The organism is Hydrogenovibrio thermophilus (genome assembly GCF_004028275.1).
Lineage (GTDB): Bacteria > Pseudomonadota > Gammaproteobacteria > Thiomicrospirales > Thiomicrospiraceae > Hydrogenovibrio > Hydrogenovibrio thermophilus.
Genome location: NZ_CP035033.1, coordinates 1,224,584 through 1,248,744 on the forward strand (window position 1 = coordinate 1,224,584; position 24,161 = coordinate 1,248,744).

General features: G+C 49.5%; 30 protein-coding genes. 17 read left to right on the top strand and 13 right to left on the bottom strand.

Translation table 11 applies throughout. From position 1 onward, the window contains the following. The 4 genes from EPV75_RS05680 (at position 1) to EPV75_RS05695 (ending at position 2,854) form a co-directional block, all read left to right on the top strand. Positions 1-834: an HNH endonuclease gene (locus tag EPV75_RS05680; protein WP_128384749.1), complete on the top strand. Its 834-nt coding sequence runs from the start codon at positions 1-3 to the stop codon at positions 832-834. Next, positions 835-1,251: a very short patch repair endonuclease gene (locus EPV75_RS05685; protein ID WP_128384750.1), complete on the top strand. Its 417-nt coding sequence runs from the start codon at positions 835-837 to the stop codon at positions 1,249-1,251. It abuts the gene before it with no gap. A 153-nt stretch (positions 1,252-1,404) separates the two neighbouring features. After that, a complete protein-coding gene (locus EPV75_RS05690) occupies positions 1,405-1,614 on the top strand; it encodes a DUF3820 family protein (protein WP_128384751.1) in 210 nt (69 codons plus the stop codon). A 154-nt stretch (positions 1,615-1,768) separates the two neighbouring features. Continuing rightward, on the top strand, positions 1,769-2,854 hold the full coding sequence (locus tag EPV75_RS05695; RefSeq protein WP_225972417.1) for an ADP-ribosylglycohydrolase family protein: 1,086 nt from the start codon (positions 1,769-1,771) through the stop codon (positions 2,852-2,854). 82 nt (positions 2,855-2,936) lie between these two features. Here EPV75_RS05695 and EPV75_RS05700 read toward each other — a convergent pair whose 3' ends face one another. Continuing rightward, complete coding sequence (locus EPV75_RS05700) at positions 2,937-4,013, bottom strand: alkene reductase (RefSeq protein WP_128384752.1); 1,077 nt, start codon at positions 4,011-4,013, stop codon at positions 2,937-2,939. A gap of 242 nt (positions 4,014-4,255) precedes the next feature. On the opposite strand from EPV75_RS05700, the gene EPV75_RS05705 reads away from it, so the two are divergent. Both EPV75_RS05705 and EPV75_RS05710 read left to right on the top strand, forming a co-directional pair. Then, on the top strand, positions 4,256-5,074 hold the full coding sequence (locus tag EPV75_RS05705) for a glucosaminidase domain-containing protein (RefSeq protein ID WP_128384753.1): 819 nt from the start codon (positions 4,256-4,258) through the stop codon (positions 5,072-5,074). Between the two features lie 119 nt (positions 5,075-5,193). After that, complete coding sequence (locus EPV75_RS05710) at positions 5,194-6,069, top strand: competence protein CoiA family protein (protein ID WP_192894046.1); 876 nt, start codon at positions 5,194-5,196, stop codon at positions 6,067-6,069. A 137-nt stretch (positions 6,070-6,206) separates the two neighbouring features. Here EPV75_RS05710 and EPV75_RS05715 read toward each other — a convergent pair whose 3' ends face one another. Continuing rightward, positions 6,207-6,644 carry a host attachment protein gene (locus tag EPV75_RS05715; protein ID WP_128384755.1) on the bottom strand — a complete coding sequence of 146 codons (438 nt, stop codon included), beginning with the start codon at positions 6,642-6,644 and terminating at the stop codon, positions 6,207-6,209. Positions 6,645-6,900: 256 nt separating this feature from the next. Next, positions 6,901-7,182: a DUF2470 domain-containing protein gene (locus tag EPV75_RS05720; protein ID WP_128384756.1), complete on the bottom strand. Its 282-nt coding sequence runs from the start codon at positions 7,180-7,182 to the stop codon at positions 6,901-6,903. 149 nt (positions 7,183-7,331) lie between these two features. Between EPV75_RS05720 and nfsB the strand changes: the two genes are divergently transcribed. From nfsB to EPV75_RS05745, 5 genes are all read left to right on the top strand, one after another. Next, positions 7,332-7,985 carry an oxygen-insensitive NAD(P)H nitroreductase gene (nfsB, locus tag EPV75_RS05725; RefSeq protein WP_128384757.1) on the top strand — a complete coding sequence of 218 codons (654 nt, stop codon included), beginning with the start codon at positions 7,332-7,334 and terminating at the stop codon, positions 7,983-7,985. A 143-nt stretch (positions 7,986-8,128) separates the two neighbouring features. Then, a complete protein-coding gene (locus EPV75_RS05730; protein WP_128384758.1) occupies positions 8,129-8,650 on the top strand; it encodes a DUF6790 family protein in 522 nt (173 codons plus the stop codon). 42 nt (positions 8,651-8,692) lie between these two features. Next, entirely contained in the window at positions 8,693-9,244 is a 552-nt protein-coding gene (locus tag EPV75_RS05735) for a lipocalin family protein (protein ID WP_128384759.1), read from the top strand. 110 nt (positions 9,245-9,354) lie between these two features. Then, complete coding sequence (locus tag EPV75_RS05740; protein WP_128384760.1) at positions 9,355-9,942, top strand: class I SAM-dependent methyltransferase; 588 nt, start codon at positions 9,355-9,357, stop codon at positions 9,940-9,942. 172 nt (positions 9,943-10,114) lie between these two features. After that, positions 10,115-10,564 (top strand): Dps family protein, encoded by a 450-nt coding sequence (locus EPV75_RS05745; protein WP_029937881.1) that lies wholly within the window; start codon positions 10,115-10,117, stop codon positions 10,562-10,564. A gap of 148 nt (positions 10,565-10,712) precedes the next feature. Here the strand turns inward: EPV75_RS05745 and EPV75_RS05750 are convergent, their stop codons facing one another. Then, the gene (locus EPV75_RS05750; protein WP_128384761.1) at positions 10,713-11,171 is read right to left on the bottom strand and encodes a nucleoside deaminase; all 459 of its coding nucleotides are present in this window, start codon (positions 11,169-11,171) and stop codon (positions 10,713-10,715) included. Positions 11,172-11,293: 122 nt separating this feature from the next. On the opposite strand from EPV75_RS05750, the gene EPV75_RS05755 reads away from it, so the two are divergent. From EPV75_RS05755 to EPV75_RS05775, 5 genes are all read left to right on the top strand, one after another. Next, a complete protein-coding gene (locus tag EPV75_RS05755) occupies positions 11,294-11,908 on the top strand; it encodes an FKBP-type peptidyl-prolyl cis-trans isomerase (protein ID WP_128384762.1) in 615 nt (204 codons plus the stop codon). A 376-nt stretch (positions 11,909-12,284) separates the two neighbouring features. Next, positions 12,285-12,536, top strand: a complete 252-nt coding sequence (locus EPV75_RS05760; RefSeq protein ID WP_029937884.1) for a GlsB/YeaQ/YmgE family stress response membrane protein — start codon at positions 12,285-12,287, stop codon at positions 12,534-12,536. Positions 12,537-12,557: 21 nt separating this feature from the next. Then, positions 12,558-13,100: a DUF924 family protein gene (locus EPV75_RS05765; protein ID WP_128384763.1), complete on the top strand. Its 543-nt coding sequence runs from the start codon at positions 12,558-12,560 to the stop codon at positions 13,098-13,100. Positions 13,101-13,250: 150 nt separating this feature from the next. Further along, positions 13,251-13,748: a DUF2938 domain-containing protein gene (locus EPV75_RS05770; RefSeq protein WP_128384764.1), complete on the top strand. Its 498-nt coding sequence runs from the start codon at positions 13,251-13,253 to the stop codon at positions 13,746-13,748. Between the two features lie 130 nt (positions 13,749-13,878). After that, positions 13,879-14,328 (top strand): hypothetical protein, encoded by a 450-nt coding sequence (locus EPV75_RS05775; protein ID WP_128384765.1) that lies wholly within the window; start codon positions 13,879-13,881, stop codon positions 14,326-14,328. 41 nt (positions 14,329-14,369) lie between these two features. Here the strand turns inward: EPV75_RS05775 and EPV75_RS05780 are convergent, their stop codons facing one another. From EPV75_RS05780 to metG, 9 genes are all read right to left on the bottom strand, one after another. After that, positions 14,370-14,603: a DUF2789 family protein gene (locus EPV75_RS05780; RefSeq protein ID WP_029937888.1), complete on the bottom strand. Its 234-nt coding sequence runs from the start codon at positions 14,601-14,603 to the stop codon at positions 14,370-14,372. A 117-nt stretch (positions 14,604-14,720) separates the two neighbouring features. Beyond that, positions 14,721-15,353, bottom strand: a complete 633-nt coding sequence (gene nth / locus EPV75_RS05785; protein ID WP_128384766.1) for an endonuclease III — start codon at positions 15,351-15,353, stop codon at positions 14,721-14,723. A gap of 68 nt (positions 15,354-15,421) precedes the next feature. Continuing rightward, positions 15,422-16,159 (bottom strand): electron transport complex subunit E, encoded by a 738-nt coding sequence (locus tag EPV75_RS05790; RefSeq protein WP_304437718.1) that lies wholly within the window; start codon positions 16,157-16,159, stop codon positions 15,422-15,424. Continuing rightward, positions 16,152-16,826 carry an electron transport complex subunit RsxG gene (gene rsxG / locus EPV75_RS05795; RefSeq protein WP_225972418.1) on the bottom strand — a complete coding sequence of 225 codons (675 nt, stop codon included), beginning with the start codon at positions 16,824-16,826 and terminating at the stop codon, positions 16,152-16,154. Before rsxG ends, EPV75_RS05790 begins: the two co-directional genes overlap by 8 nt. A 29-nt stretch (positions 16,827-16,855) precedes the next feature. Beyond that, positions 16,856-17,884 (bottom strand): RnfABCDGE type electron transport complex subunit D, encoded by a 1,029-nt coding sequence (locus EPV75_RS05800; RefSeq protein WP_128384767.1) that lies wholly within the window; start codon positions 17,882-17,884, stop codon positions 16,856-16,858. 2 nt (positions 17,885-17,886) lie between these two features. Then, on the bottom strand, positions 17,887-20,202 hold the full coding sequence (gene rsxC, locus EPV75_RS05805; RefSeq protein WP_128384768.1) for an electron transport complex subunit RsxC: 2,316 nt from the start codon (positions 20,200-20,202) through the stop codon (positions 17,887-17,889). Between the two features lie 4 nt (positions 20,203-20,206). Further along, complete coding sequence (gene rsxB, locus EPV75_RS05810) at positions 20,207-20,779, bottom strand: electron transport complex subunit RsxB (RefSeq protein ID WP_128384769.1); 573 nt, start codon at positions 20,777-20,779, stop codon at positions 20,207-20,209. After that, positions 20,776-21,354, bottom strand: a complete 579-nt coding sequence (rsxA, locus tag EPV75_RS05815) for an electron transport complex subunit RsxA (RefSeq protein ID WP_029937895.1) — start codon at positions 21,352-21,354, stop codon at positions 20,776-20,778. The genes rsxB and rsxA overlap by 4 nt, the downstream gene beginning before the upstream one ends. Before the next feature lie 41 nt (positions 21,355-21,395). Beyond that, positions 21,396-23,468: a methionine--tRNA ligase gene (gene metG / locus EPV75_RS05820; protein ID WP_128384770.1), complete on the bottom strand. Its 2,073-nt coding sequence runs from the start codon at positions 23,466-23,468 to the stop codon at positions 21,396-21,398. A gap of 379 nt (positions 23,469-23,847) precedes the next feature. On the opposite strand from metG, the gene EPV75_RS05825 reads away from it, so the two are divergent. Further along, complete coding sequence (locus EPV75_RS05825) at positions 23,848-24,150, top strand: STAS domain-containing protein (RefSeq protein ID WP_029937897.1); 303 nt, start codon at positions 23,848-23,850, stop codon at positions 24,148-24,150. The last annotated feature ends 11 nt before the right edge of the window (positions 24,151-24,161 follow it).

Genomic DNA, 24,161 nt, shown 5'->3' on the forward strand with positions numbered 1-24,161 from the left:
ATGAGGTTTGGTCAAGCGCAAAAACAAAAATTTGGAACTAAAAATGGTTCCTATTCAATAGTAACTAGAAGAGAGTATGTCGATTCTCAAATTACATTGACTGATTACGAAGCAGAGCTGGTAATCAACCATTTTGGCGCTAGCAACTTACATGTTGGTAATGTTAGATCTGATAGGTTAACGTCTTCAAAGAGTTTTAAGTTATATCCTGATGGTAGGAATATAAATCTTAACATTGTTTATCCAAAGCCGGAAAAAACTGAATTAAGGTTATATATATCCTCAGGAGCAGGATTTAAACCTGAAGGAGGCAGAGTTTGGTTCATGTTCGTACTGGATGATGAATTATGGATTGGGGATATGTCTGAATTGGAATGGAGAATGGAGTCGTCCGTTTTAAAAATGGATGAGTTTGATGCTGTGTACCAAGAAGGTCTTGACGAGTCGCGTGAGATTAAAATACAAAATCTCAAAAAACGCGACATATATGCTCGTGATAGAAATATTGCTTTAAAATCTATGGAACTGTCTGAGTTTAAATGTGAGTTTGATTCCTCACATGATTTATTTTTATCCAGATTTAGTGGAAAGCCTTATCTTGAAGCACATCATCTTATACCAATGGGTGTTCAGCAAGAGTTTGCAACATCACTCGATATCGTTGATAACGTCTGTTGTCTCTGTCCTAACTGTCATCGGGCTGTTCATCATGCTGAAAAAAATTTAGCTCGAGATATTCTTAACACTTTAGCTGATAATAAAGATGTTTTGGATCGTTTTTCTCTGGATGTAAATGATTTATACAGCTTTTATGCGGTTGAGGAAATTCAGTAAATGGTTGACTCATTAACAGCTGAAAAACGTAGCTGGAATATGAGCAGAATTTCAAACAAAGATACAAAACCAGAATTAATTGTTAGAAAATTACTCCATAAAAACGGTTATAGATTTAGGTTGCATAGAAAAGACTTACCTGGAAAGCCGGACTTAGTACTACCTAAATATAAGACAGTGATTTTTGTACATGGTTGTTTTTGGCATATGCATGAAGGATGTAAAGATGCTGGGATACCAAAAACAAGAACAGAGTTTTGGAAGAAAAAACTAGAAGAAAATGTAAAAAGAGATAAAAAAAATATTCAACTTTTAAAAAAATTAGGTTGGAATGTAATAATTGTTTGGGAATGTGAGACTCATAATTCAGAGGTACAATTGCTCGCAAGGTTGGGGAAAGAGTTAACAAGAAATTAATGGGGTCAGGATTGATTTAACCTAAGTATTAGCCAAAATCTATCAGGCAGGGGTGATTAGGAGAAAAGGGAATACCCTTAAATGCTACTGAAAAATGCACCAGTATACCCAATCCAAATGTGTTAATAAGTGTTTATCTTTATACTTTAGCTCATGAATCCAGAGAACTTAAAAAAACTCGTTACAGTTACCATGCCTTACGGAAAATACCAGGGGCGGTTTATTGCTGATTTGCCAGGCAATTACCTTAATTGGTTTGCGCGTGAGGGCTTTCCATTGGGTAACTTAGGGCAGTTATTGGCTCTAATGCATGAGTTGGATCACAATGGCTTAAAGCAGCTGCTTGATCCGTTAAGAAAATAAGTTTTTAATTAGAAAATCATAAAACTTACCAGGCTGGGATAGAGCCTTTGTTATTAAGCCTCGCATTGCGGGGCTTTTTTGTATGCGAAAATCTTGGGTTGAATATTATTCCTCAAAATAGTGTTAGACTAAAAACAGCAATAGAGGAGGCGTGATGATGAATCCTTTAGAAATTCAAGATCGTGCGGCGGGTGCGATTATGGGCGCTTTTATCGGTGATGCGTTGGCACTGGGGCCGCATTGGTATTATGACCTGACGGAACTGCGTCGAGATTATGGCGAGTGGGTAGGCGATTACACGGACCCAAAGCCGGGCCGATATCATGACGGTTTGAAAGCCGGTCAATCCTCCCAAGCCGGGTTTATTCTGAAACTTCTGTTGCGTTCTTTGGTTGAAAACAAAGGCTACGATGAACAAGATTTTTGTCGTCGAATGGACGAGGAATTGTTTCCTCTGATTGATGGTACGCCGATCAGCGGGCCTGGAAACTATACCAGCCAATCCATCCGCGATGCTTGGCGTAAACGGGTGCAGCAAAAGCGGCCTTGGGGTCAAACCGGTGGACATGCGGATACCACAGAGGCGATTGAGCGTACCCTCGCCATTGCGGTTCATTATGCCTTTCAGCCAGACAAACTGGCCGCCGCCATTTCCGATAACACGATTCTGACGCAGAATGATGATACGGTCGTTTCCATGACCGTTGCGTTTGGCGCGGTATTAGGGAAGCTTGTTCAGGGGAACCGTTTAGATTCTGATATTTCCGCAAAATTGATGAAGCTGGTGAAAAGCGGTGCGTTGCCGTTTCATGCCGTGACGAATGATGATTTGCAACCCCCGAAAAAAGGCGACCCGGATCCGCCACGTGCAGGACGTTTTGCTTCTCCGGATGCATTGCTGTCACCGGCTTATATGGCGGAAGCGGCCTTTGATGCGGATATTCAAATCGACCCGCCCTGGAAAGTCTCCATCGTTTACGGCATGCCATGCGCCATTTACCATCAACTGCCAGCGGCTTATTATCTTTCCGCTTTATTTCATAATGATTTTGAGTCAGCGGTGTTACATGCCGTAAACGGCGGTGGTCAAAATCAAGCACGCGCCATACTGACCGGTGCACTTACGGGCGCTCAAGTGGGTTTGAATGGCATCCCTAAGCGGTTTCTTGAAGGGCTCGACAATGCAGAAGAACTGATGAAATTGGCGGAAAGCCTAGCTTCTCATATTGAGATTCGTTAGGCTTTTGAATCAAATCGGCCAGGCCTGGTTACTTTTAAAACAAAACCCGCATAAAGCGGGTTTTTTATTTCGTGATGGGGGATTAGCCATTCATAAACGGGTAATCGGTGTAGCCTTTTTCATCACTGGTGTAGAAGGTATCTTGGTCTGGTGTGTTCAACTCGGCACCCGCTTGGATGCGTGCCGGTAAATCCGGGTTGGCGAGGAAGCTAGTGCCGAAGGCCACCGAGTCTGCCAGCCCTTGTTCAATCACGTCTGCGGCTTCTTGGGCGGTGTACCCCATATTGACCATTAAGTGGCCTTTAAAATGTTCCCGAGCGACCGGAAGAATATCCGCCTGTTGTTGGCCGAAGAAATCCGCGCGCATCACATGCAGATAAGCCAAATTGAATGCGTTGAGGTGTTTGGCCAGGAAAGCCATCCACGTGACCGGGTCGCTGTCTTTCATACTGTTAAAGCTGTTGAGTGGGGATAAACGTAACCCGACTTTGTCGCTGCCGATTTCGTCGGTCACGGCTTGCAAAATTTCGGTCAGAAATCGGGCGCGGTTTTCCAGTGAACCGCCGTATTCATCGGTTCTTTGATTGGCGCTGTCTCGCAGGAATTGGTCAATCAGATAGCCATTGGCGCCGTGGACTTCCACGCCGTCAAACCCGGCTTCAACGGCATTGGCCGCGCCTTGGCGGAAGTCATTCACAATGTCGGCAATTTCCGCTTTGGTCAGCTCGTGCGCCACCGTGTAAGGTTTTTTGCCTTCCGGCGTGTGGGTTTCATCGTCAATGGCGAGGGCGCTGGCGCTGACGGCTTCTTTGCCATTGTTGAGCAATGGGTGGGCGGCACGACCGGCATGCCAGATTTGTAGAAAGATTTTGCCACCGGCTTGATGCACCGCCTCGGCGGTTTTTTTCCAGCCATCGATTTGTTCTTGCGAATAAATGCCCGGGTCATTGCCGAACGCGGACGTCTGTGGGGTGACCATGGTGCATTCGCTGATAATCAGCCCGGCGCTGGCTCTTTGCGAGTAATATTCCGCCATTAAGTCGTTCGGTAAATGATCAATGGCGCGGCATCGTGTTAAAGGTGCCATGATAAAACGGTTGGCTAAGGTCAAGTGGCCCAGTTGAACGGGCTGAAATAACGCAGCGGTATCTGTGGACATGGTTTATTCCTTAATTTTTGACTGAAAACAGGTAACGATCATTCGGATAATTCGATTAGGCTATTCTAAAACCATTTGACCGAATCGTTTTTGCCATTTGAGCAAAACTGTGTTCAGGAAAGTATTAAAACCCGATTAAAATTCCATGAAAGTCCAAGAACGCGATTTGATTGCTTGAGAACTTTATTTGGAAATTCCGGATACATTCAGGTTAAATATCCTAAACGATATGAGAGACTTTTATGAAAATCCTAGCCTTGAGTTTGTCTGTTATTGGCGCATTTTCCATTCAAACCTTTTCGGTTAATGCGCTCGCCAAAGAGCAAGCCCTCGTTAAAAAATCGGACGCGCCTCATTATTCCTTACGCAAATACGCACACGTGCAAACGTTTTACGATTTAACGGCGGAAGAGGCGGTTAAAATCGGTTTGAAAGATAATGTTCCGCCGGCGGCGATATTGGCGATTGCGGGTTGGGAATCCGGTTATGGGCAAGGCTATGTGGCGCAGATTACCGGCAATATTATGAGCTTGGGCGCGCGTAAAGGCGAGGCGGAATTGCCGCCGCTGACCTTGCCGAGAAATCGGGCCACCAATCAGATTATGATTGATATCGATAAGGCGAAACGCATGCCGAAAGATGAGGTGGTTTGGCAAAAAAGACCGCCGAGCCTGAAAAAGGATTATCGCCCGAAACCTTATGCGGGAACGGCCAACAATCTGCTGTATTTCCGAAACCACCCGCACGCGTTGAAACTGGCCTATGCGGATGTGATGCGGGATTTTTCCAGCAGTTGGATCAGTGACAAGTCCAAAGTACCGGTGTTTTTGAAAGCGGCGGAGAACATGGATAAGCTGGTAAAGCGTGACGGCAAAACGGCGTTATTGAGCTGTCAGGTGGCGAAAGACTTTGTGAAAAGCATTGGCGGCCAACCGAGAAGTTTTAATACCCGTCCGGCGTGGATTACGCACGTGAATAAGGTGATGGATAATGCCGGCTTGTGCGCCTTGACTCAAGATGTGTATAAAGGGGAAAGCTTTAAACTGGCGTGGTTGCGTTAAACGCATTTTCATTATAAAAGAAATTTTTCATTGCAAGAAGTTCGACTCAAAGCAATTAAAGAAAATAAATACTGGATTTAACGCTGCTTGAGCAATAAAAGGTTTATTGAATAATGGTGATGTCAAAGAGTCTAAAAATAGGTTTTGCAGAGGATTGCAAAGGCCAATTAATTTCTATTCATGAAGCCTCTAAAGGTCTCGAGTATTATTGCCCTGTCTGTAAGTCTTCTTTGATTATTAAACAGGGAGTGAAACGGTGCAAACATTTTGCTCATAAAACCAAAGAAGAAAGTAGCCATGAAAGCGTTCTACATTATGTAGCAAAACATTGTCTGAAGAATCTTTTAATAGAAGGGTATATTCCTATTTCTCCATATCAAATTATTAGAAAAGCGCCTTCAGAATTTTATGAAAAAAATTTTTATGCTTCGCTTGTGGAACCTAAATTTAATAATTTTAAGTTGTCAGAAGTTTGTGTAGAAAAAAGTGTGAACGAAATAGCCTTGATTTCTGATGTGCTAGCCGTTGAAAGCTTTTCCGATAAATATATTGCTTTTGAGGTAGCGGTCACCAATTTTAAGTCTGAAGATCATATAAACGAATATAAAGACAAAGATATATCTTGTCTTGAGTTTGACTTATCAAGTATGAACTATGATGTTACTGTTGAAGAGATTAAATTAGCTTTGAAGGATAAAAAGAGAATTTTCTTTAAGCATTTATCTAATCAATTGTTATTCATCATGCAAGCAAATCAAAATTTATCTGAGCAGATTGAAAATGATCGCGTGGACGCCCTTAAAAAACAACATAAACATATGGAAGGCCTAAACTTAACAGCAGAAAAAAGTAGAGGTGCGGCTATTAGAGAGAGAAAGTATAAAGAAATTGACCGCGCATTATGGGATGAAGATGAAAAAGAGTGGATTGAGAAAAAGCAGAAAGAACATCGAAAGAGACGCTATCAAAATATTCTTAAAAATGGGCTTTTTTAACGTATGGAAGTAATTGCGAAGATGCTGACTCAAGTCAATAACTTTTGAGAAGCCTAACCATTTTCTCGCTGTATTTTCAAAAACCACCAGGCCTGGTGGTTTTTTTATGTCAGCGTTTTTAACCTCAAACGCTGGTGTTAGAGTTCAAACGCGCCCATGATACTGCCGACGTTCTGTCGGTTCAGGTCTTTGCCCAAAAACACTTTGATTTTGTTCAGGGTTGAGTCATTGAGGTTGTCTTTAATCTGGGCGTGAATGGGCTTGGAAATGGAAACATAGAGTTTGCCGGGGTGCTGTTTGGCGAAGTGGTTGATGAATTCCGCCAGGCTTTCGATTAGGCGGGCTTCGCGTTCCATTCCGCTTTTGGTTTCGAAAGTGCTGTGGCTGTCCGAAACGGCATTGGAATAATCGCCGGCTTTGTCGCTGTAAATTTCCGACAGTTTGGCGTGGCCTTCGATATTGTCAACAGACTCATAGGCCTGCAAAGAGTTGGTTTTTTGGTCTGTTTGTTGGATGGAAAAGACTTTCAGGTTGCCCAAGTCCGCGAGGATGGCATAGCCGATCGTGGTGCTCATAATCACCTCCTTTGAGTTGGTGTGAATAAGACAATAAAAAGGCTAAAAGAATCATCTGCTTTCTATTCTAATCAAATCGACTCAGACCTCAATCTAAATGATATGAGCCATCACCGAAATCAACCTGGTTGTTTTGGGAGGAAAGCGCCAAACCGGCGCTAGAAGGGGCAAATTTCATTTCATGAAAAGATAATTGAGAAATCACCAGGCCTGGTGGTTTTTACATTTCGACAATGACGCGAGCAAGCTCAAGCATTTAATCGGTTTTGGCGGCCAATAGGCTGTGTGCTTGTTTCGCCATTTCCACCAGCACCACATGGGCGTCTTTGGCGGTTTGGACCGGGCTGGTGAGCGGGATGGCAAGGCGTTCGTCGTTTTGCAAAGCCAGTACGATTTCCGTTTCCGTCAGGTCAACCATTTTGGCGGCGGTGACGTCGTTGCGGTTGGCAAAGGCGTGGGCATAGCGTACCAAAGCATCGCCGTGATCGTCATTCATGTGACCGATAATGCGTTCAAGTTCTTCAGGGGTAATGCTCATGGTGTCTCCTTGCTCTGAGAGTGTCGTCGCCCTAGAATAATAAACCGCAGTTTATCAGACCATCCATATTAAAATATTCGACACAACTTTAAAACCCGTTCAAAGTCCGCCAAGATGCTTGGCGGGTTTGTACGATGATGAGAGACAATATGAATTTAAATGACATCCTAAATACCCGTTACGCAACCAAGAAATTCGACCCGACGAAACGTTTGACCGACGAGCAGTTTGAGCAAGTGAAGGCGTTATTGCGCTTGAGCCCGTCGTCGGTGAATTCGCAGCCTTGGCATTTTGTGTTGGCGAATTCGGCGGAGGGCAAGGCGCGTTTGGCGAAGGGCGCGGAAGGCGCTTATGCAGCGAATCATCCGAAAATTATGGATGCGTCGCATGTGGTGTTGTTTTGTGCCAAAACCGATATTTCCGATGCGTATTTGCAGAAGGTGACGGATCAGGAAGACGCCGACGGCCGTTTCCCGAAACCGGAAGCCAAAGAGATGGCGCTGAAAGTGCGCGGCTTCTATGCCGATTTGCATCGCAAGGAATGGGACGACGTCGCTTGCTGGACGGAAAAACAAGTGTATTTGAACATCGGGAATCTGTTGTTGGGCGCGGGCATGCTGGGTATTGATGCGGTGCCGATTGAAGGCGTGGATTTGGCGGTGTTGAATCAGGAATTCGATTTACCAAGCCAAGGCCTTACGGCCGTGGCGGTGGTGGCACTGGGCTTCCATGCCGAAGACGACTTCAATGCGCAGTTGCCGAAATCGCGTTTTTCCGAAGACGAATTGTTTACGCTGCTGTAAAACAACCTTAGCCGTTGAAATACGCCAAAACGGCCAGGCCTGGTCGTTTTATCGATTGTTTATTTCCTACCTGTCAATTTCTTCTATAATCCATTGAAACGGTTTGAAACCATTTTACTTTTTTATTGGGACAGGTGAATCGCATGGATGAACTGATTAAATTGGCGTTGAGTAATTTCCCGTTAACGGCCTTTATTTTAGGGTTATTGAGTGCGGGAGTCTCGTTGGCGCTGTATGCGCGAACCCAACCGTTGACCCAAACGGTGGTGATGGAGCGGGTGTTTGCGTATTTCATGCTGTTCGCAGTGGGCATCGCTTATTTATACAACTTTGTGATTCATGTGTTTTTCGCGGAGATGGCGGCGCATTTCATCGGCTGGCCGAACAGCCCCTTCCAATATGAAGTGGGCTTTGCCAGCCTGGGCTTCGGCATTGTGGGCGTGCTGGCGTTTCGCCAAGGGTGGGCGTTCCGAGCGGCGGCGATTACCGGCCCGGCGTTTTTCACCTGGGGCGCTGCAGCGGGTCATGTTTATCAAATCTTCGCGCACCATAATTTTGCGCCGGGTAATGCGGGCGTGGTGTTGTGGACGGATATTTTCCTGCCGGTTGTGGCCTATGGCTTGTTGTATTGGCAATATCGGGTAATGAAATCGCAGTCGGCCTAAGCGCTGGTATCGCCTGATGGGGCATCGAAGGAAGGAGGCATTATGACATTTTTAAAATGGACCGCATTGTTGGTTTTGTTGTTGATGCAAGCCGCTTGCACAAGTGTGCCGGATAAGGTGACACCGGTGCAGGGGTTTGATTTATCGCGCTATTTAGGAAAATGGTATGAGGTCGCCCGGTTGGATCACAGTTTTGAGCGGGGGCTGGTGGATGTGAGCGCCACTTATTCCATGCGGGAAGATGGTGGCGTTAAAGTGGTTAACCGTGGGATTAATGCCGAGACTGGCGAGCCGAAAGAGGCGGTGGGAAAAGCCTATTTCGTGGGCGCGGAAAATGTCGGTCGCTTAAAGGTATCGTTTTTCGGGCCGTTTTACGGCGGTTATAACATTGCTAAATTGACGGACGATTACAGCATGGTTTTGGTGGTGGGGCCGACGTTGGATTATGCATGGATTCTGGCGCGCTCGCCAAAGCCGGACCCTGATCAGTGTCGTGCTTTTTATGACGCGGCCAAGCAAATCGGCATTCCCGAAAGCCAGTGGATTCGTTTAATCGATTGCGGCTTGCCGGCCACCTTAAAAACCGCTTCTTAGCGGTCGATGTGTGATTTGAGTATTTTGTGCTTTGAAGAAAAATGTTATCAAAAATGTTATCCTTTCCAATATGAAATGATTTTCAATATCAAATGAATGATTAAGTTATTATGTGGAACGACACTTACGATACGGAACACTACGTTTACGGCACCGAGCCGAATGATTTTTTACGGGAACAGGTCCACCATTTGCCGAAAGGTAAAGTGTTGTGCCTGGCGGAAGGTGAAGGGCGCAATGCGGTTTTTCTGGCCAAGTTAGGCTATGACGTGACGGCGGTGGATTTATCCGACGTTGGCTTGCAAAAAGCCGAACGGCTGGCCGAAGAAAACCAAGTGGAAATTGAAACCGTCTGTGCCGACTTGGCGCATTTTGATTTGGGAGAGGAAGTCTGGGACGGCATCGTGTCGATTTTCTGCCATTTGCCGTCGGCATTACGGGCGGATGTGTATCACCGCGTGCAAACCGCTTTGAAGCCGAATGGCGTGTTTTTGGTGGAAGGCTATACTCCGTTGCAATTGTCTTATAAAACCGGCGGACCGCCAGTGGCGGAAATGATGGTATCGCAAAGCGTTTTGGAACAGGAATTGCCGCAAATGACCTTTCGGCATTTATCGGAGCTGGAGCGCCATGTTGTGGAAGGCACCAATCACACCGGACTGGGCCATGTGGCACAGGCCGTAGCGGTGAAACGTTAAACAACGGTTTTGAAACAGCTAACTCAAACGTCATTTAATTTAGTCTATTATGATAATTAAAATTATTTGTGTTAACTATGACGTGAATCGCTTGTCGTTTGGCCGGATTTCTGTCAAGATTAAATCGAAGACTAATTAATATAATATAACGCAATGTAACGGAGAAAAGGATATGTCTGTTATCAGTCAGCTAAAAACCATCCAAGCGGATGCGCACGCTTATTATCTACAATTACACCAAATTCACTGGTTGGTTCAGGGAACGCGATTCAAAGCCATGCACGAGATGACGGAAGGCTATTACGAGCGTATGTCGGAACTGTATGACGACGCGGCCGAGCGTTTGCTGCAGAAAGGCGCTTTGCCATTGTTGAACTTGGATGAATTGAAAGCGGCGAGCACGCTCCCGGCATTGACGGAAACCTGTTTTGACGAGAAAGCGGTTCTGGCGTATGTGGAGTCAATGCTGGCGCACTGGATTAAAGCGTTCAAAGCTCTGGCCGAAGCCGCCGAAGCAGAAGATGACCGCGTCACCACCGCTATCGCCGACGAGCAGATGGAAGTGCTGGAAAAAGACGACTGGATGTTGAAAGCCACTAAAGGCGAAGCGGTTTATAAATAAGCGCAAACCCATCCGGTAAAAACAACCGGTCGCTTTGTGCTCCGGTTGTTTCAATAAAAAAGCCACGCATGATAAGGTTCATGTGTGGCTTTTTTGGTTTCAGTCATGGCTAAAACGGCCAGGCCTGGTGAAAAACGTTATCACCGGGTCAGTGGTCGCATTGGCCGATGTCTTCGTTCCAGATGTCCGGTGATTGTTCGATGAAACGCGCCATGAGCTGTTTGCAACGCTCGTCGTCGAGCAAAATGACCTTGACGCCGGCTTCTTTTAACCAATCCAAATGGCCTTCAAAGTTTGCGTTTTCGCCGATGACAAGGGTGCCGATGCCGAACTGGCGAATCAAACCGGAGCAATACCAGCAGGGCGCGAGCGTGGTGACCAAAATGGTGTCGCGGTAACAACGCTGGCGTCCGGCATCGCGAAAGGCGGCGGTTTCACCGTGAACGCTCGGGTCGTCATCCTGCACCCGTCGGTTTCGGCCTTTGCCGAGCAGTTGACCGTTTTGGTCGAATAACGCCGCGCCGACCGGCACGCCGCCTTCCTCAAAACCGGCTTGGGCTTCCGCCAGCGCGGGTGCCAGTAACGCTTGATAATCCAATGAATCCATTGCGGTTCCTTTTGTGTGGTGAGCGGGTTTTACTGCCTGGTTCAGTGTAACCGATTCCCAGCTTTTGAGCGATTTATGCTATGATGCCTGCCTTTATTGATAAGTAACTTGAGTATTGAATTATGTCTTATACCACCACACCGGATATCGTCAGTTACGGCTTGGGCCGTCAGTTTGGCGACCAATTGGCCGCCGACCCGTTTGAAGGGTTGAATGCGGAAGCCATGGCACAAGGGTTGATGGACGCTTTGCAAGGCAAAGCCAGCCCGATTGCGGATGCGCAATTTCGTGAAGCTTTTCAGGAAATCAATGACCTGATGCAAGCCAAATCAGCCGAGCGCGCCAAAGAGGCTGCGGCCGAAGGCGAAGCCTTCCTGGCTGAAAATGCTAAAAAAGACGGTGTGACCGTGACCGAATCCGGTTTGCAGTATGAGATTCTGGTGGAAGGCCATGGCGAGAAGCCAAGTGCGGAATCGGTGGTTTCAACCCATTATCACGGTACTTTGATTGACGGCAGTGTGTTCGACAGTTCTGTGGAGCGTGGTCAACCGGCCGAATTCCCGGTTAATCGCGTGATTGCCGGTTGGACCGAAGCCTTGCAAATGATGCCGGTCGGTTCCAAGTGGCGTTTGACCATTCCATATGAGTTGGCGTATGGCACGCAAGGTTCCGGCGGCGCCATCGGGCCTTATGAAACGCTGGTGTTTGACGTGGAGTTGTTGGACATCGTCAGCTAACACTTGGCCTACCTATGTGATTTGTTAAAAAGCCCGCTGTTGCGGGTTTTTTTATGCCTGAGTGCTGAAACTGGAAAATGTGGATTATGGCCAGGCCTGGTGGTTTTGTGGTTTGGTTCGCTAGAAGAAAAGCTAGTCATCGCTGCGAATTTTTGCTTAAATGAAATCGCTGGATTTATTTTATTTGAGAGCTTTGCATGAGTGGGGCGCGATAGAAAAATGAGATAAAATTTTTCTGAATTAGGCGGAAAACACAGCGAATAGCTAGTTATTTGCCAGTTTTTCAACGACATTCAGGAAAATTTTAGCCATTTTTATCCGTGCATCCATCTCGTGCAAAGCTTTCTATTTAAACAAAAATAAAAATGAGGTGGGTATGGAACTTGGAGCATTGATTGTGTTTTTGTTGATTGGCGCCGTTGCCGGTTGGCTGGCCGGTTTGGTGATGAAAGGCGGCGGTTTCGGTTTGCTGGGGAATATGGTCATCGGCATCATCGGGGCCTTTGTCGGCGGCTTTTTGTTCGGCTTGCTCGGTATCACGGCTGGCGGCTTGATTGGCTCCATCATTACGGCGACCATTGGCGCCATCGTGCTGTTGTTTGTGATCGGCGTTTTGAAAAAAGTCTAACCCGAGTAGGGGAACTTTCTCATGACACCGGCAGACGTCATTGATTTTTGGTATTCGCCGAGTATGGCCGAGCATTGGTTTCAGTCTACACCGGCGATTGACCAAACCATCCGAGACCGTTTTGAAAGCTTGTGGGAAAGTGCGGCCGGCGGCGAACTGACCAGTTGGCAGGACTCCCCGGAAGGTTGTCTGGCATTGTGCATTGTGCTGGATCAGTTCCCGTTAAATATGTTTCGGGGCGAATCGAAAAGTTTCTCGACCGAGCAGCAGGCCGTCATGGTGACGAAAGAAGCCGTCGCCAAAGGCCTGGACCAACAACTGACGCCCGCCAAGCGGGCGTTTTTGTATATGCCGTTGATGCACAGTGAGGATTTGGCGGATCAAGACGAATCGGTCCGTTTGTTCGAGGCGGCGGGCCTAACGGATAACCTCAAGTTCGCGCGTCACCATCGGGAATTGATTCGGCAGTTCGGTCGTTTTCCGCACCGTAATGCGATTTTGGGGCGTACCAGCTCCGACGCCGAAAAAGCCTATCTCGATTCACCGAAAGCTTTTACCGGTTGATTCATTTCTTTCTGCATCCTGTCTGCGTTATTTCTCGTTATCCCCTCACAATGAATAAAAAAGAAAACAATGTGAATCTCAATCGCAAGTGATGGTTATTTACCGAGCACCCGTTATGCTAAATCTTTTTAAAAATCGGTAGGGCAAGGTATGAGTCTGGAAGGATTTGTTTGGGCGGGATTGTTTTTGGGTGTTGGTGCCACGTTAGTGATGGATTTGTGGGCGTTGTTTGTGAAACGGGCTTTTGCGATACCATCCTTGAATTACTGTTTTGTGGGGCGCTGGCTTTGTCATATGCGAAACGGACGCTTCGCGCACGAGAGTATCGCCACGGCGGAAAAACGGCCGTTGGAGTGTGTTGTCGGTTGGGTCTCCCATTATGGGATTGGTGTGATTTTCGCCTGGATTTTTCTATGGATTATTTCGCCGGACTGGTTGCAAAACCCGACTTGGCTCCCCGCATTGTTATTCGGTATCGCAACCGTTATCGTACCGTTCTTTGTCATGCAGCCGGCTTTTGGCCTGGGTGTGATGGGTGCCAAAACGCCGCAGCCGACTCAAACCCGCTTTCGCAGTCTGATGGCTCATACCTCTTTCGGTATCGGGCTTTATGTGGCGGGCGCTGTCTTCTTCTGGCTGGGGGCTTAGGAGAAACCAAAGAGCCGATTGGGTAAGATAGTAGTCCGCACGCTTCTATGGTAAAGTTCCGTTATCGAATAAACCAAAGAGTCTTTTGATCTTGAACAAAGGACTCTCGAAATATAGAAGGTGCGACGACTTGAAAAAGGGTTCGAAAAACGTGACGTTCATTCCTGTCTGGGCATTGATGCTGTGGGTCTTGAGCGCGTTTGCTTTGAGTACCGCATCCGCCGAGACCGAACCGGAACTGAAAGGCGAGGCGCTGCACATTGCCTTGGTGGAAACTGCGTTGAAGTACGATTTTTTCAATCAACGTTGCCGGGGCGTGAGTGCGTCGCAAAACGAAGCTAAGGTTAACCGCCTGTTTATTGAAAAGTATAATCTGACCGTCAATAACTTCATTAAGCGTTTTCTGACGGATGACCCGCGCGATACGGAATCGGCGATGAAAAAATCGTTGTATGCCGAAATCTACAAACTGGGGGGCTGTCAGGAAGCACGCCGTAAAGGGCTGGAAAGCGAACTGAAAAAAGACTTTCGCCGCCTGTACGAGCAGGTGGAAAGCTCACCCTGGTTCCCGATTTTATAGAGCGTTATAGAGCGAATTCGATAAAGCGGTTATCGAAACCGTTATTTCCGCATTAAGGTGTCGAGGTGATTCACTGCATCCACCCAATCGGCATCGTCTTCCACCGCTTCTTTCAAAAACGCCGCTTGTGCCGGTGTCCAGAGACTGGCTTCATGCAATAGCGTGACTTGAGACAGGCGTGGCTGTTTTTTCAAAAACGCTTCAATGGCGTCATCCGAATTATCCAATCCCAATTGTGCGAATAGGGCATTCAGGTCGTGCGCAGAGGTTTCCATGGTGTGCTCCTCGTTCTAATCGGCTTAATCCCATTTTACGCCGAGCCGTGAAGCGATGGCAAACGAAAAACCCAAACTGACCAGGACTGGTCGAATTCGGTTTTATGCAACAGCGAATTAAGCGGTTTTTTCTTTGAACTCACACAAGTCGTAAATACAGCAGGCGCCGCAACGCGGTTTACGCGCGGTACAGGTGTAACGGCCGTGCAGAATCAATAAGTGGTGCGCCGGGATGATGTATTCTTTCGGCACGTTTTTGAGCAGTTTCTTTTCCACTTCCAGCACGGTTTTGCCGGGTGCGATATTGGTGCGGTTGGAGACGCGGAAAATATGGGTGTCCACCGCCATGGTCGGTTGGCCAAATGCGGTGTTGAGCACGACATTGGCGGTCTTGCGACCCACACCCGGCAGGGCTTCCAAATCTTTACGGTTGTCCGGCACCTGCGAGTTGTGTAGGTCGATCAACATTTTGCAGGTTTTGATGATGTTGGCGCCTTTGGTATTGAACAGGCCGATGGTTTTGATGTATTCCTTCAAGCCGTCTTCGCCAAGGGCGTAAATCGCTTCCGGCGTGTTGGCGACCGGGAAGAGTTTGTCGGTGGCGATATTGACGCCTTTGTCGGTGGCCTGCGCCGATAAAATCACCGCAATCAGCAGTTCAAAAGGATTGGAATAATTGAGTTCGGTTTCCGGCTCGGGAATGGCTTCCGCCAGACGTTGGAAAATTTCAAGGCGCTTTTGTTTGTTCATGGATGGTTCAAATGTCGGTTAAAAAAGTTCGATGGATTGGTTGCTTTTGTAATCGGTTTGAGTCGGCTTCAGTCAGCTTTCAGTGGGTTGACGGCGACCTGTACGCCCAAAGCGTTTTGGGCTTTCTGTGCGCGGCGTTGTTCAATCGCATTTTTCAGCGCCACCAGCAAGCCCAGCCCGATAAAGGCACCGGGCGGCAGAATCGCCAACAAAACCGGGTGATAATTATCGGAGAAATGCAGCGTCATGGCTTGGGCGGATTCACCGAACATCAAATCCATTTGGTCGAATAGGGTGCCGTTGCCGATGATTTCCCGTAAAGCGCCCAGCACCACCAGCACCAGTGCAAAGCCCAAGCCCATGAAAAAAGCATCCACCAGCGATTTGTCGATGGGGTTTTTCGAGGCATAGGCTTCGGCGCGGCCGAGAATGGCGCAGTTGGTGACAATCAGCGGAATGAAGATGCCCAGAATGCCGTGTAAGGTGTTCAGATAGGCTTCCATCAACAGATCGATGACGGTCACCGCCGAAGCGATGATGGCGATGAACACCGGAATGCGGATTTCGTCGGACACATGGTCGCGAATCAAGGAGACCAGCACGTTGGACACGACCAGAACCGCCATGGTTGCCAAACCGAGTCCGATGCCGTTGACGGTGTTGTTAGTGACGGCCAGCAACGGGCAAAGGCCGAGCAGGGCGACCAAGGCCTGGTTGTTGTTCCAAAGACCGTTTTGGGCGATGTGTTTGTAATCGGCCAGTTTGTCGGACAAGGTGTTTGGGGATGAAACAGCCGCATCACTCATACAAAGCATCTCCTTTTTGTTGGACAAACGTCAGCGCCTTGCGGACGGCTTTAATCACGGCGCGCGGCGTGATGGTGGCGCCGGTGAACTGGTCAAAGTGACCACCGTCTTTGCGCACCGCCCACATCGGGACATTGTCTTCTCTCAGTTTAAGACCGTCGAAGGATAATATCCAGCTGGATTTCCGTAATTCAATCTTATCGCCCAGGCCTGGCGTTTCTTTGTGTTTCAAGACGCGAACCCCGGCGATGCGGCCGTCACGATAAACGGCGAGCATGATTTTAATGTCGCCGCTGTAACCGTCCGGCGCGACGGTGGTGAGAATGACCGCCACCGGTTCGCCGTTCTGGCGAGCGCGGTAAACGGTGACCGGTGCGTCCGTGCCAAGATATTTCGGAGAGCGCACTTGAAGGGTATCCTGCAAGGGGTCGTTATCGTATTCATCGGTCGGCAGCAATTGGTTGACGGTGGCCAGCAGGTTGGCGCGTTCCGCTTCCTGAATTGGTTCGTCGGTCAGGAGTTTCGCCACCAGCAACAGGCTGACGCCAATCAGGGTGAACAGACTCAACATCAGCGCGGAACGCAGCATTTGCTTCCAAAGCATTTGACCAGGCCTGGTGGATTGTTGGGTTTCCGTGTTTTCGGTTTGGTTTTCAGTGTCCGACACGTGCGTTTTCCTATTCCGTTAAGGTTGCGTTATTTCTTGTAGCCGACCACGCGCGGTTGCGTGTATTGGTCGATGAGCGGTACAAACATGTTCATAATCAAAATCGCGAAAGCGATGCCGTCCGGATAAGCGCCCCAGTTACGGATTATGTACACCAGCAAGCCGATGCCGATGGCGTAGATAAAGCGACCCATCGGCGTGGTACTGGAGGTGACCGGATCGGTGATGATGAAAAACGCCGCGAGCATCACGCCGCCGGACAACAGGTGAAAGCTCACCGGTGCGTATTGGCTTGGGTCCAGGCTGTGGAATACAAAGGCGACGCCGGCCAAGGCACCCAAAAAACCGACCGGATATTGCCAACGAATCGCGCGTGAATACAGCATCCACAAACCGCCAATCAGGAAGGCGATATTGATGGACGCCCAGCCATACGGAATCTGATTGTCATTGAAATTGGCGCTGTCGAGCGAGGCGAACACCGGCGTGCCTTGTGTCAGCGCAGTTTTAACCTGATCCAACGGCGTGGCGCCGGTGATTTGGTCCAGCCCTAAGTCGTTGGGCGTGTGGCCGGTGAAAATCATCTGGAAGGATTCCATAAAGCCGATATGGTGGCCGGAAACGTCCGACGGCAAGGTCCATTGCGTCAGTTCCGCCGGGAAGGAAATCAATACAAAAGCATAGCCCAGCATGGCTGGGTTGAACGGGTTATAGCCAAGCCCGCCGTACAGGTGCTTGCCGAAGACCAGCGCGAAAATGACGCCAGAAACAATGACCCACCAAGGCGATTCCGGCGGAATGCAGAAGACCAGACCGGTGACAGTGATGACGCCGCTTAAATCGGTCAGGTATGGCATCACCGGGCGGCCGCGTAATTTCAGCAGGGCGTACTCGGTGATGATGAGTGTCAGAACCGCCAAGCCCCATTGAATGGTGATGCCGTAACCGAAAAAGTAGATGTGCGCCAACAGGGCCGGAATGGCAGCGATTTGCACCTGCATCATCAGCTTGCGTACGCTGCTGGCATTATGGGCGAATGGTGACGTTGTCGGAGTCATCTTCAGTGTCCGTCCTTATCGGTTTGGTGAGTGGCCGAGTCGCTTGTGTTATTTGCGTTGTCGGCTTGACGTTTTTGGGCCGCGCGTGCTGCCGCCTTGGCTTTTGCGGCGGCCATGGCGGCTTTTCGTTTCGCGTCCGGCGTCTCTGTAGTGTCGTTTTTCGGCGTTTCGGTGACCGGGTTTTCCGCTTGTTCCGTTTCTTGAGGTCCGGCGGCTTGCGCCTTCTGTTTGGCTTGGGCGCGTTTTTTCGCGACCGCCATCGCCGCCTGGCGTTTGTCTTGAATGGGCGCTTGCCCGTCGGCGCTTTTCGGGGTGTCTTTGGGGGCGTCAGCCGTTTCTGTTTTCGGTTTTGGCTCATTGGCTTTTTTGGCCTGAGCCCGTTTTTGAGCCGCTTCCATCGCGGCTTTGCGCTTGTCGGCGGCAGACGGTTGGCTGTCCGTTTGTGCTTCCGGTTTGGAGGCGCTGTCAGATGTGCTGTTGGTTGAGTTTTGAGCTGCCGCTTTGGCCGCCGCTCGTTTTTTAGCCGCGGCCATGGCGGCGGCTTTTGGATCGGGTTTGGAGTCCGATTTCTTCTTCGGTTCCGCCGATTGGGATTCGGCTTGCTTTTCAGCGGCTTCCGTACGTTTTTTCGCGGCGGCAATGGCTTTTTCACGCGCGGACAGTTTCGGGGCGGTCCCGCTGTCTTTTTCAGCCGATTTTTGGCGAGCACGCGCGGCCGCTTGTGCCGCCGCTGCGGCGGAAGCCGGTTTTTTGGCCACGGATGCGCTGGACGTGTTGGCCTCGGCCTGTTCCGCAGCGGCTTTTTTCTTCACGGCTTCTTTTTTAGCTTTCAAGCGGGCATCACGTTCCTGTTTTTCGCGCTCCAAACGCGCAAGCTTGAACTCGTGGCGTTGCTTGGCCAGTTCCGCCGCTTGTTCTTCCTGTTTGATTTTTTTGATTTCGGATTTTGCGAATCGGTAATACTGCACCAGCGGAATCTGGCTGGGGCAAACGAAGCTGCAGCAACCGCATTCAATGCAATCGAACACTTTGAGTTTTTCGACTTTATCGAACTCATGGCTTCGGCTGTGCCAGTACATTTGTTGCGGCAACAAGTTGACCGGGCAGGCATCCATGCATTCGCCACAACGGATGCAGGGCAGGGCTTCTTCCATCGGTTGCGGCGGGTTGGCGAGAATGCAGTTGGTGGTTTTGATGACCGGCACTTGATTGGATTTCATGGCAATGCCCATCATCGGTCCGCCTTGAATCAGGGGATAATCGAGCGGGTGTTTGGGCTGCGCGAGCTGAGCCAGTTCTTCAAACGAGGAGCCGAGCAGGGCTTCGATATTGAAAGGGTCTTGTAGGCCTTCGCCGGAAACGGTGACCAAGCGACTGATCAGCGGATTGCCGTGGGTCACGGCGTCGTGAATGGCGGCGAAGGTTGCGACGTTCATCATTAGGATACCGGCGTCCACCGCGTGGGTATTGGCGGGTAATTCCACACCGGTGAGTTCCTGGGTCAGCTGTACCTGACTGCCCATCGGGTAAACGGTGGCGACGGTCTCGATTTGGACATCGGTGCCGTTGGTGCCGTTGGCTGCTTTTTGCATGGCCTGAATCGCTTGCGCTTTGTTGTCTTCGATGCCGCAGATAATTTGTTCGACACCCAGTGCCTCGGCGACCATCAAAGCGCCTTGAATGATATTTTCGGGCTGGGTCTGCATCAAAACGTCATCGCAGGTGATGAACGGTTCGCACTCGGCGCCGTTGATCAGCAGGTATTGAATCTGACCGCGCTGCGATGGGATTTTAGCGAATGTTGGGAAACCGGCACCGCCCATGCCGACAATGCCGGCACGATGGACCAATGCTTTGAGCTCGTCGGGTGTTTGCGGACGGGATCCGTCCACTTGCAGCGCGTTGTCGATAGATTCATCCTGGCCGTCGGTTTCGATGACCAAACACTGTCCGTTGAGACCGGAAGCGTGCGGAAGTACGCGGTCTTCAATGGCGGTAATGGTGCCGGACGTCGGCGCGTGAATCGGTGCGGCTAAGCCTTTTTCGGTGTCGGCCAATAATTGATTTTTGAGGACGCGGTCGCCGACTTGAACCTGGGCTTCCGTCACGACCCCGACGTGTTGTTGCAACGGCAAGACCAAGGTTTTTGGAATGTAAACCGGCTTGAGTGGATGACGCAACGACATGGATTTGTTGTAACGCGGGAAGACACCGCCGTGAAAACGATAGAGCCCGCGTTTGGCCATTGGATACAGCTTGGATAACAGCCGTAGGCTGGCGTTTTTGAGCGTCGTGAAGTTCAAGGTTTCGGCCGTCATCGGTTTATGCCTTCTGACCGAGGGTTTGAATCAAGGGTTCTTCGGAACGCGCCGGTTCCGGCCAAGCCCAGGTTTGCGGCGTCGGTTCTTCCGGAATCATGTCGATGCAATCGACCGGGCAGACCGGTACGCATTTTTCGCAACCGGTGCATTCGCTTTCGATGACGGTGTGCATCATTTTGGTGGCGCCGACAATGGCGTCCACCGGACAGGCTTTGATGCAATGCACACAGCCAATGCAAAGGTCTTCGTCGATTTTGGCGATGATTTTGGTGTCGATTTCTTCCGGTTCGGCTTCCATTTCTTTGGGTTCGCGGTGAGTGATCTCGGCGATTTGAATCATCACTTCATGCCCGCCGGGCACACAAAGATTGACCTCCGATTCGCCATTAGCCAAGGCTTCGGCATAAGGTTTGCAGCCTGGGAAACCGCACTGCCCGCACTGGGTTTGCGGTAAGACGCGGTCGATTTGTTCGGCGACCGGGTTGCCTTCCACCTTGAAGCGAATGGCGGCATACCCCAGCAGCAGGCCGAACAGAATGGCCAGACCTAGAAAAATCAGCAACGCGCTTATCATTTGACCAAACCACCGAATCCCATAAAGGCCATCGACATCAAGCCGGCGGTGATTAAGGCAATCGGCGCGCCCTGAAACGGTTTGGGCACGTCGGCGAAAGCGATGCGCTCACGAATCGACGAAAACAGAACCATTACCAGGGTAAACCCGACGGCGGCGCCGAAACCGTAAAAGGCCGATTCCAAAAAGTTATGGCGTTCGCCGACGTTCAGTAGCGCCACACCCAGTACGGCACAGTTGGTGGTGATGAGCGGAATGTAAATGCCCAGCACCTGGTAAAGCACCGGACTAGTTTTGTGGATGGCCATTTCCGTGAAACCGACCACGGCGGCGATGGCGAGAATGAAGCCGATGGTTTGCAGAAACTCCAGCCCGAACGGCACCAACAGATAGGTGTTGATGAGGTAACTCAAAACGGACGACAGCGTCATGACAAAGGTGGTGGCCAAGCCCATTCCCAAAGCGGCATCGGTTTTCTTGGACACGCCCATGAACGGGCACAGCCCCAAGAATTTGACCAGAACAAAATTGTTGACCAGAACCGTGCTGATAAGAATGAGAATGTATTCTGTCATAAGCTAAGCTGACCGTTTTTCGATCGATTTCGACCGTGTGTTTATTTGACGCGCATACCCGGTGTGGCACCGTCGTCCGGATTCAGCAGGAATAAGTCCTTGCCACCCGGGCCGGCCGCCAGCACCATGCCTTCCGACAAACCGAAACGCATTTTGCGCGGTTTCAAATTAGCGACCATCACCGTCATCTTGCCGACCAGGTCTTCCGGCTGATAAGCGGACTTGATGCCGGCGAACACCTGACGTTCGCCCAAGCCGATATCCAGCGTCAATTTGATGAGTTTGTCGGCTTCCGGTACCTGTTCGGCATTGACAATTTTGGCTATGCGTAAATCAATTTTAGCAAAGTCGTCAAATGTGATTTCATCCGCCAACGGGTCGAGAGAATCGGAGCCGTTTTGTGTGTCGGTTGGGTTGTCCGATTTGTTCGATGTGGCCTTCGCTTGAGTCGGCTGCGCTTTCAAGTCTTCCTTGGAGGCGTCGATCATTTTTTCGATGGCGTCCATGTCGACACGGGTCATCAAGGCTTTGAACTTGGTGATTTCATGGTCCATCAACGGTGTTTGGATGGCGTCCCACTGGTAGCCGTCCAATTTCAGGAAGCTGGCGGCTTGTTCGGCGGTGGCCGGAATAACCGGTGCCAAGTACGTCATCAGTACGCGGAACAGGTTGATACCAAGGCTGACGGATTCGTGCAACTCGGCTTCTTTGCCTTCCTGTTTGGCCAAGACCCAAGGTGCGGTTTCGTCGATGTACTCATTAGCTTTGTCAGCCAGCGCCATGATTTCACGCATGGCTTGGGCGTATTCGCGTTTTTCGTACAACTCGGCAATCGCGTCGGATTGATCGGCAAAAAAGGTGTAGAGCGCATTAGCGGAATCCGACCAGGCCTGGCTGAGTTGGCCATCGAATTTTTTGACCACGAAACCGGCGCAACGGCTGGCAATGTTCACCACTTTACCCACCAGGTCGGAATTGACGCGCTGGGCGAAGTCTTCCAGACTCAGGTCAATGTCGTCGATTCGGCTGTTCAGTTTGGCGGCGAAGTAGTAACGCAGGTATTCCGGGTTTAAGTGCTTCAAGTAGGTGTTGGCCATAATGAAGGTGCCGCGGGACTTGGACATTTTTTGTCCGTCCACGGTGAGAAAGCCGTGCGAATAAATGGCATTCGGCGTCCGGAAACCGGCACCGGACAGCATCGCCGGCCAGAAAAGGGCATGGAAGTAAATGATGTCTTTACCGATGAAGTGGTACAGCTCGGCGTCGGAGTCGGCTTGCCAGAAAGCGTCGAAATCAATGCCTTTGGCATCGCACAGGGCCTTGAAGCTGGCCATGTAGCCCACGGGCGCATCCAGCCAGACATAGAAGTATTTGTCTTTTTCGCCGGGAATCTCAAAGCCGAAGTAGGGCGCGTCACGGGAAATGTCCCAGGCACGCAGGCCGGATTCAAACCATTCGTCCAACTTGTTGGCGATTTGGGTTTGCAGGTGACCGTGGTGCGTCCAGTCTTTGAGCATTTTCTCGAAGTGAGACAGCTCGAAGAAAAGGTGATCGGTTTCTTTTTCCACCGGAGTGGCGCCGGAGACGGCGGATTTCGGGTCGATGAGTTCCGTCGGGGAATAGGTCGCGCCGCAGGCTTCACAGTTGTCGCCGTATTGGTCTTCAGCCTTACATTTCGGACAGGTGCCTTTGATGAAACGGTCCGGCAGGAACATTTCTTTTTCCGGGTCGTAGAACTGTTTGATGGTCTTGCGGGAAATGTGGCCTTTGTCGTTCAGCTGATTGTAAATGTAGCTGGCGAAATGCTTGTTTTCCGGCGAATTGGTACTGTGATAATGGTCGAACTGGATGTTGAACCCGGCGAAGTCGGCTTGGTGCTCTTCCGAAACACGAGCAATCAGTTCTTCCGGTGTGATGCCTTCGGCTTGAGCGCGTAGCATGATCGGGGTGCCGTGGGCGTCATCGGCGCAAACATAATAACACTCGTTGCCGCGCATTTTTTGAAAGCGCGCCCATATGTCGGTTTGGATGTATTCGACAAGGTGGCCCAAGTGGATCGGACCGTTGGCGTAAGGCAAAGCACTGGTGATTAATATTTTTCTTCGATGACTCATTTTCTCACTCTGGGTTCTCAAAAATTAATCGGTCAATTATAAGCGTTTTTGATGTTTTTGGGTGGGCTATCCGCTCGAAAAACCGCAATTTACAGTGAATATTTTTCATGAAAAACGGCAGGGTAACATTTTTTTCAAAAAAATTCGTGACAGGGGTGAAATGTTTATTAGAATTAATTCATCGGCATTCATAAATTTTATGAAATAAGCGTCAACTTATACGGATAATCAATGTTACAATCCTGTACATTCCCGTTAAAAATTTGCAGGTATTGCGCCGTTTGCAATGCCTGTTTAAGATGACGGTATGGGCATAGAATATGAAGCAATACTTGGCTGCCGTTCGGTAGCACGAAAGAATTCCTGAGGGGGTAGGTCAATGAGTTTAACGAGTCAAGTGTCGGCCGGCGTCGTGACCATTATGGTCGAAGGCAATTTTGATATCGGTTGTTACGATGCGTTCAATAAGACATTGAACGATAACTTGAACAGTGCATCTAAGTTTGTCATTGACCTTTCCAAGGCGAGCTATATGGACAGCTCGGCTTTGGGGATGCTGCTGTTGCTGCGTGAAAAACTGGGCGGACAGTCATCGAAAATCGAGTTCGTCAACGTGAATGAAGAAGTCATGAAAATTCTGAAAGTGGCGAAATTCGATCAGCTCTTCACCATTTCATCCTGATATTTGTGGAG

Bases quoted from the DNA above. Each gene is read 5' to 3' on its own strand.
- rsxA (WP_029937895.1), bottom strand. From the start codon at position 21,354: ATGACAGAATACATTCTCATTCTTATCAGCACGGTTCTGGTCAACAAT.
- EPV75_RS05760 (WP_029937884.1), top strand. From the start codon at position 12,285: ATGGAACTTGGAGCATTGATTGTGTTTTTGTTGATTGGCGCCGTTGCC.
- rsxC (WP_128384768.1), bottom strand. From the start codon at position 20,202: ATGACGGCCGAAACCTTGAACTTCACGACGCTCAAAAACGCCAGCCTA.
- metG (WP_128384770.1), bottom strand. From the start codon at position 23,468: ATGAGTCATCGAAGAAAAATATTAATCACCAGTGCTTTGCCTTACGCC.
- EPV75_RS05705 (WP_128384753.1), top strand. From the start codon at position 4,256: ATGAAAATCCTAGCCTTGAGTTTGTCTGTTATTGGCGCATTTTCCATT.
- EPV75_RS05730 (WP_128384758.1), top strand. From the start codon at position 8,129: ATGGATGAACTGATTAAATTGGCGTTGAGTAATTTCCCGTTAACGGCC.
- nth (WP_128384766.1), bottom strand. From the start codon at position 15,353: ATGAACAAACAAAAGCGCCTTGAAATTTTCCAACGTCTGGCGGAAGCC.
- EPV75_RS05755 (WP_128384762.1), top strand. From the start codon at position 11,294: ATGTCTTATACCACCACACCGGATATCGTCAGTTACGGCTTGGGCCGT.
- EPV75_RS05825 (WP_029937897.1), top strand. From the start codon at position 23,848: ATGAGTTTAACGAGTCAAGTGTCGGCCGGCGTCGTGACCATTATGGTC.
- EPV75_RS05780 (WP_029937888.1), bottom strand. From the start codon at position 14,603: ATGGAAACCTCTGCGCACGACCTGAATGCCCTATTCGCACAATTGGGA.
- rsxB (WP_128384769.1), bottom strand. From the start codon at position 20,779: ATGATAAGCGCGTTGCTGATTTTTCTAGGTCTGGCCATTCTGTTCGGC.
- EPV75_RS05690 (WP_128384751.1), top strand. From the start codon at position 1,405: ATGAATCCAGAGAACTTAAAAAAACTCGTTACAGTTACCATGCCTTAC.
- EPV75_RS05715 (WP_128384755.1), bottom strand. From the start codon at position 6,644: ATGAGCACCACGATCGGCTATGCCATCCTCGCGGACTTGGGCAACCTG.
- EPV75_RS05745 (WP_029937881.1), top strand. From the start codon at position 10,115: ATGTCTGTTATCAGTCAGCTAAAAACCATCCAAGCGGATGCGCACGCT.
- EPV75_RS05680 (WP_128384749.1), top strand. From the start codon at position 1: ATGAGGTTTGGTCAAGCGCAAAAACAAAAATTTGGAACTAAAAATGGT.
- EPV75_RS05720 (WP_128384756.1), bottom strand. From the start codon at position 7,182: ATGAGCATTACCCCTGAAGAACTTGAACGCATTATCGGTCACATGAAT.
- nfsB (WP_128384757.1), top strand. From the start codon at position 7,332: ATGAATTTAAATGACATCCTAAATACCCGTTACGCAACCAAGAAATTC.
- EPV75_RS05770 (WP_128384764.1), top strand. From the start codon at position 13,251: ATGAGTCTGGAAGGATTTGTTTGGGCGGGATTGTTTTTGGGTGTTGGT.
- EPV75_RS05800 (WP_128384767.1), bottom strand. From the start codon at position 17,884: ATGACTCCGACAACGTCACCATTCGCCCATAATGCCAGCAGCGTACGC.
- EPV75_RS05750 (WP_128384761.1), bottom strand. From the start codon at position 11,171: ATGGATTCATTGGATTATCAAGCGTTACTGGCACCCGCGCTGGCGGAA.
- EPV75_RS05700 (WP_128384752.1), bottom strand. From the start codon at position 4,013: ATGTCCACAGATACCGCTGCGTTATTTCAGCCCGTTCAACTGGGCCAC.
- EPV75_RS05685 (WP_128384750.1), top strand. From the start codon at position 835: ATGGTTGACTCATTAACAGCTGAAAAACGTAGCTGGAATATGAGCAGA.
- EPV75_RS05710 (WP_192894046.1), top strand. From the start codon at position 5,194: ATGTCAAAGAGTCTAAAAATAGGTTTTGCAGAGGATTGCAAAGGCCAA.
- EPV75_RS05735 (WP_128384759.1), top strand. From the start codon at position 8,693: ATGACATTTTTAAAATGGACCGCATTGTTGGTTTTGTTGTTGATGCAA.
- EPV75_RS05765 (WP_128384763.1), top strand. From the start codon at position 12,558: ATGACACCGGCAGACGTCATTGATTTTTGGTATTCGCCGAGTATGGCC.
- EPV75_RS05695 (WP_225972417.1), top strand. From the start codon at position 1,769: ATGATGAATCCTTTAGAAATTCAAGATCGTGCGGCGGGTGCGATTATG.
- EPV75_RS05790 (WP_304437718.1), bottom strand. From the start codon at position 16,159: ATGAGTGATGCGGCTGTTTCATCCCCAAACACCTTGTCCGACAAACTG.
- EPV75_RS05740 (WP_128384760.1), top strand. From the start codon at position 9,355: ATGTGGAACGACACTTACGATACGGAACACTACGTTTACGGCACCGAG.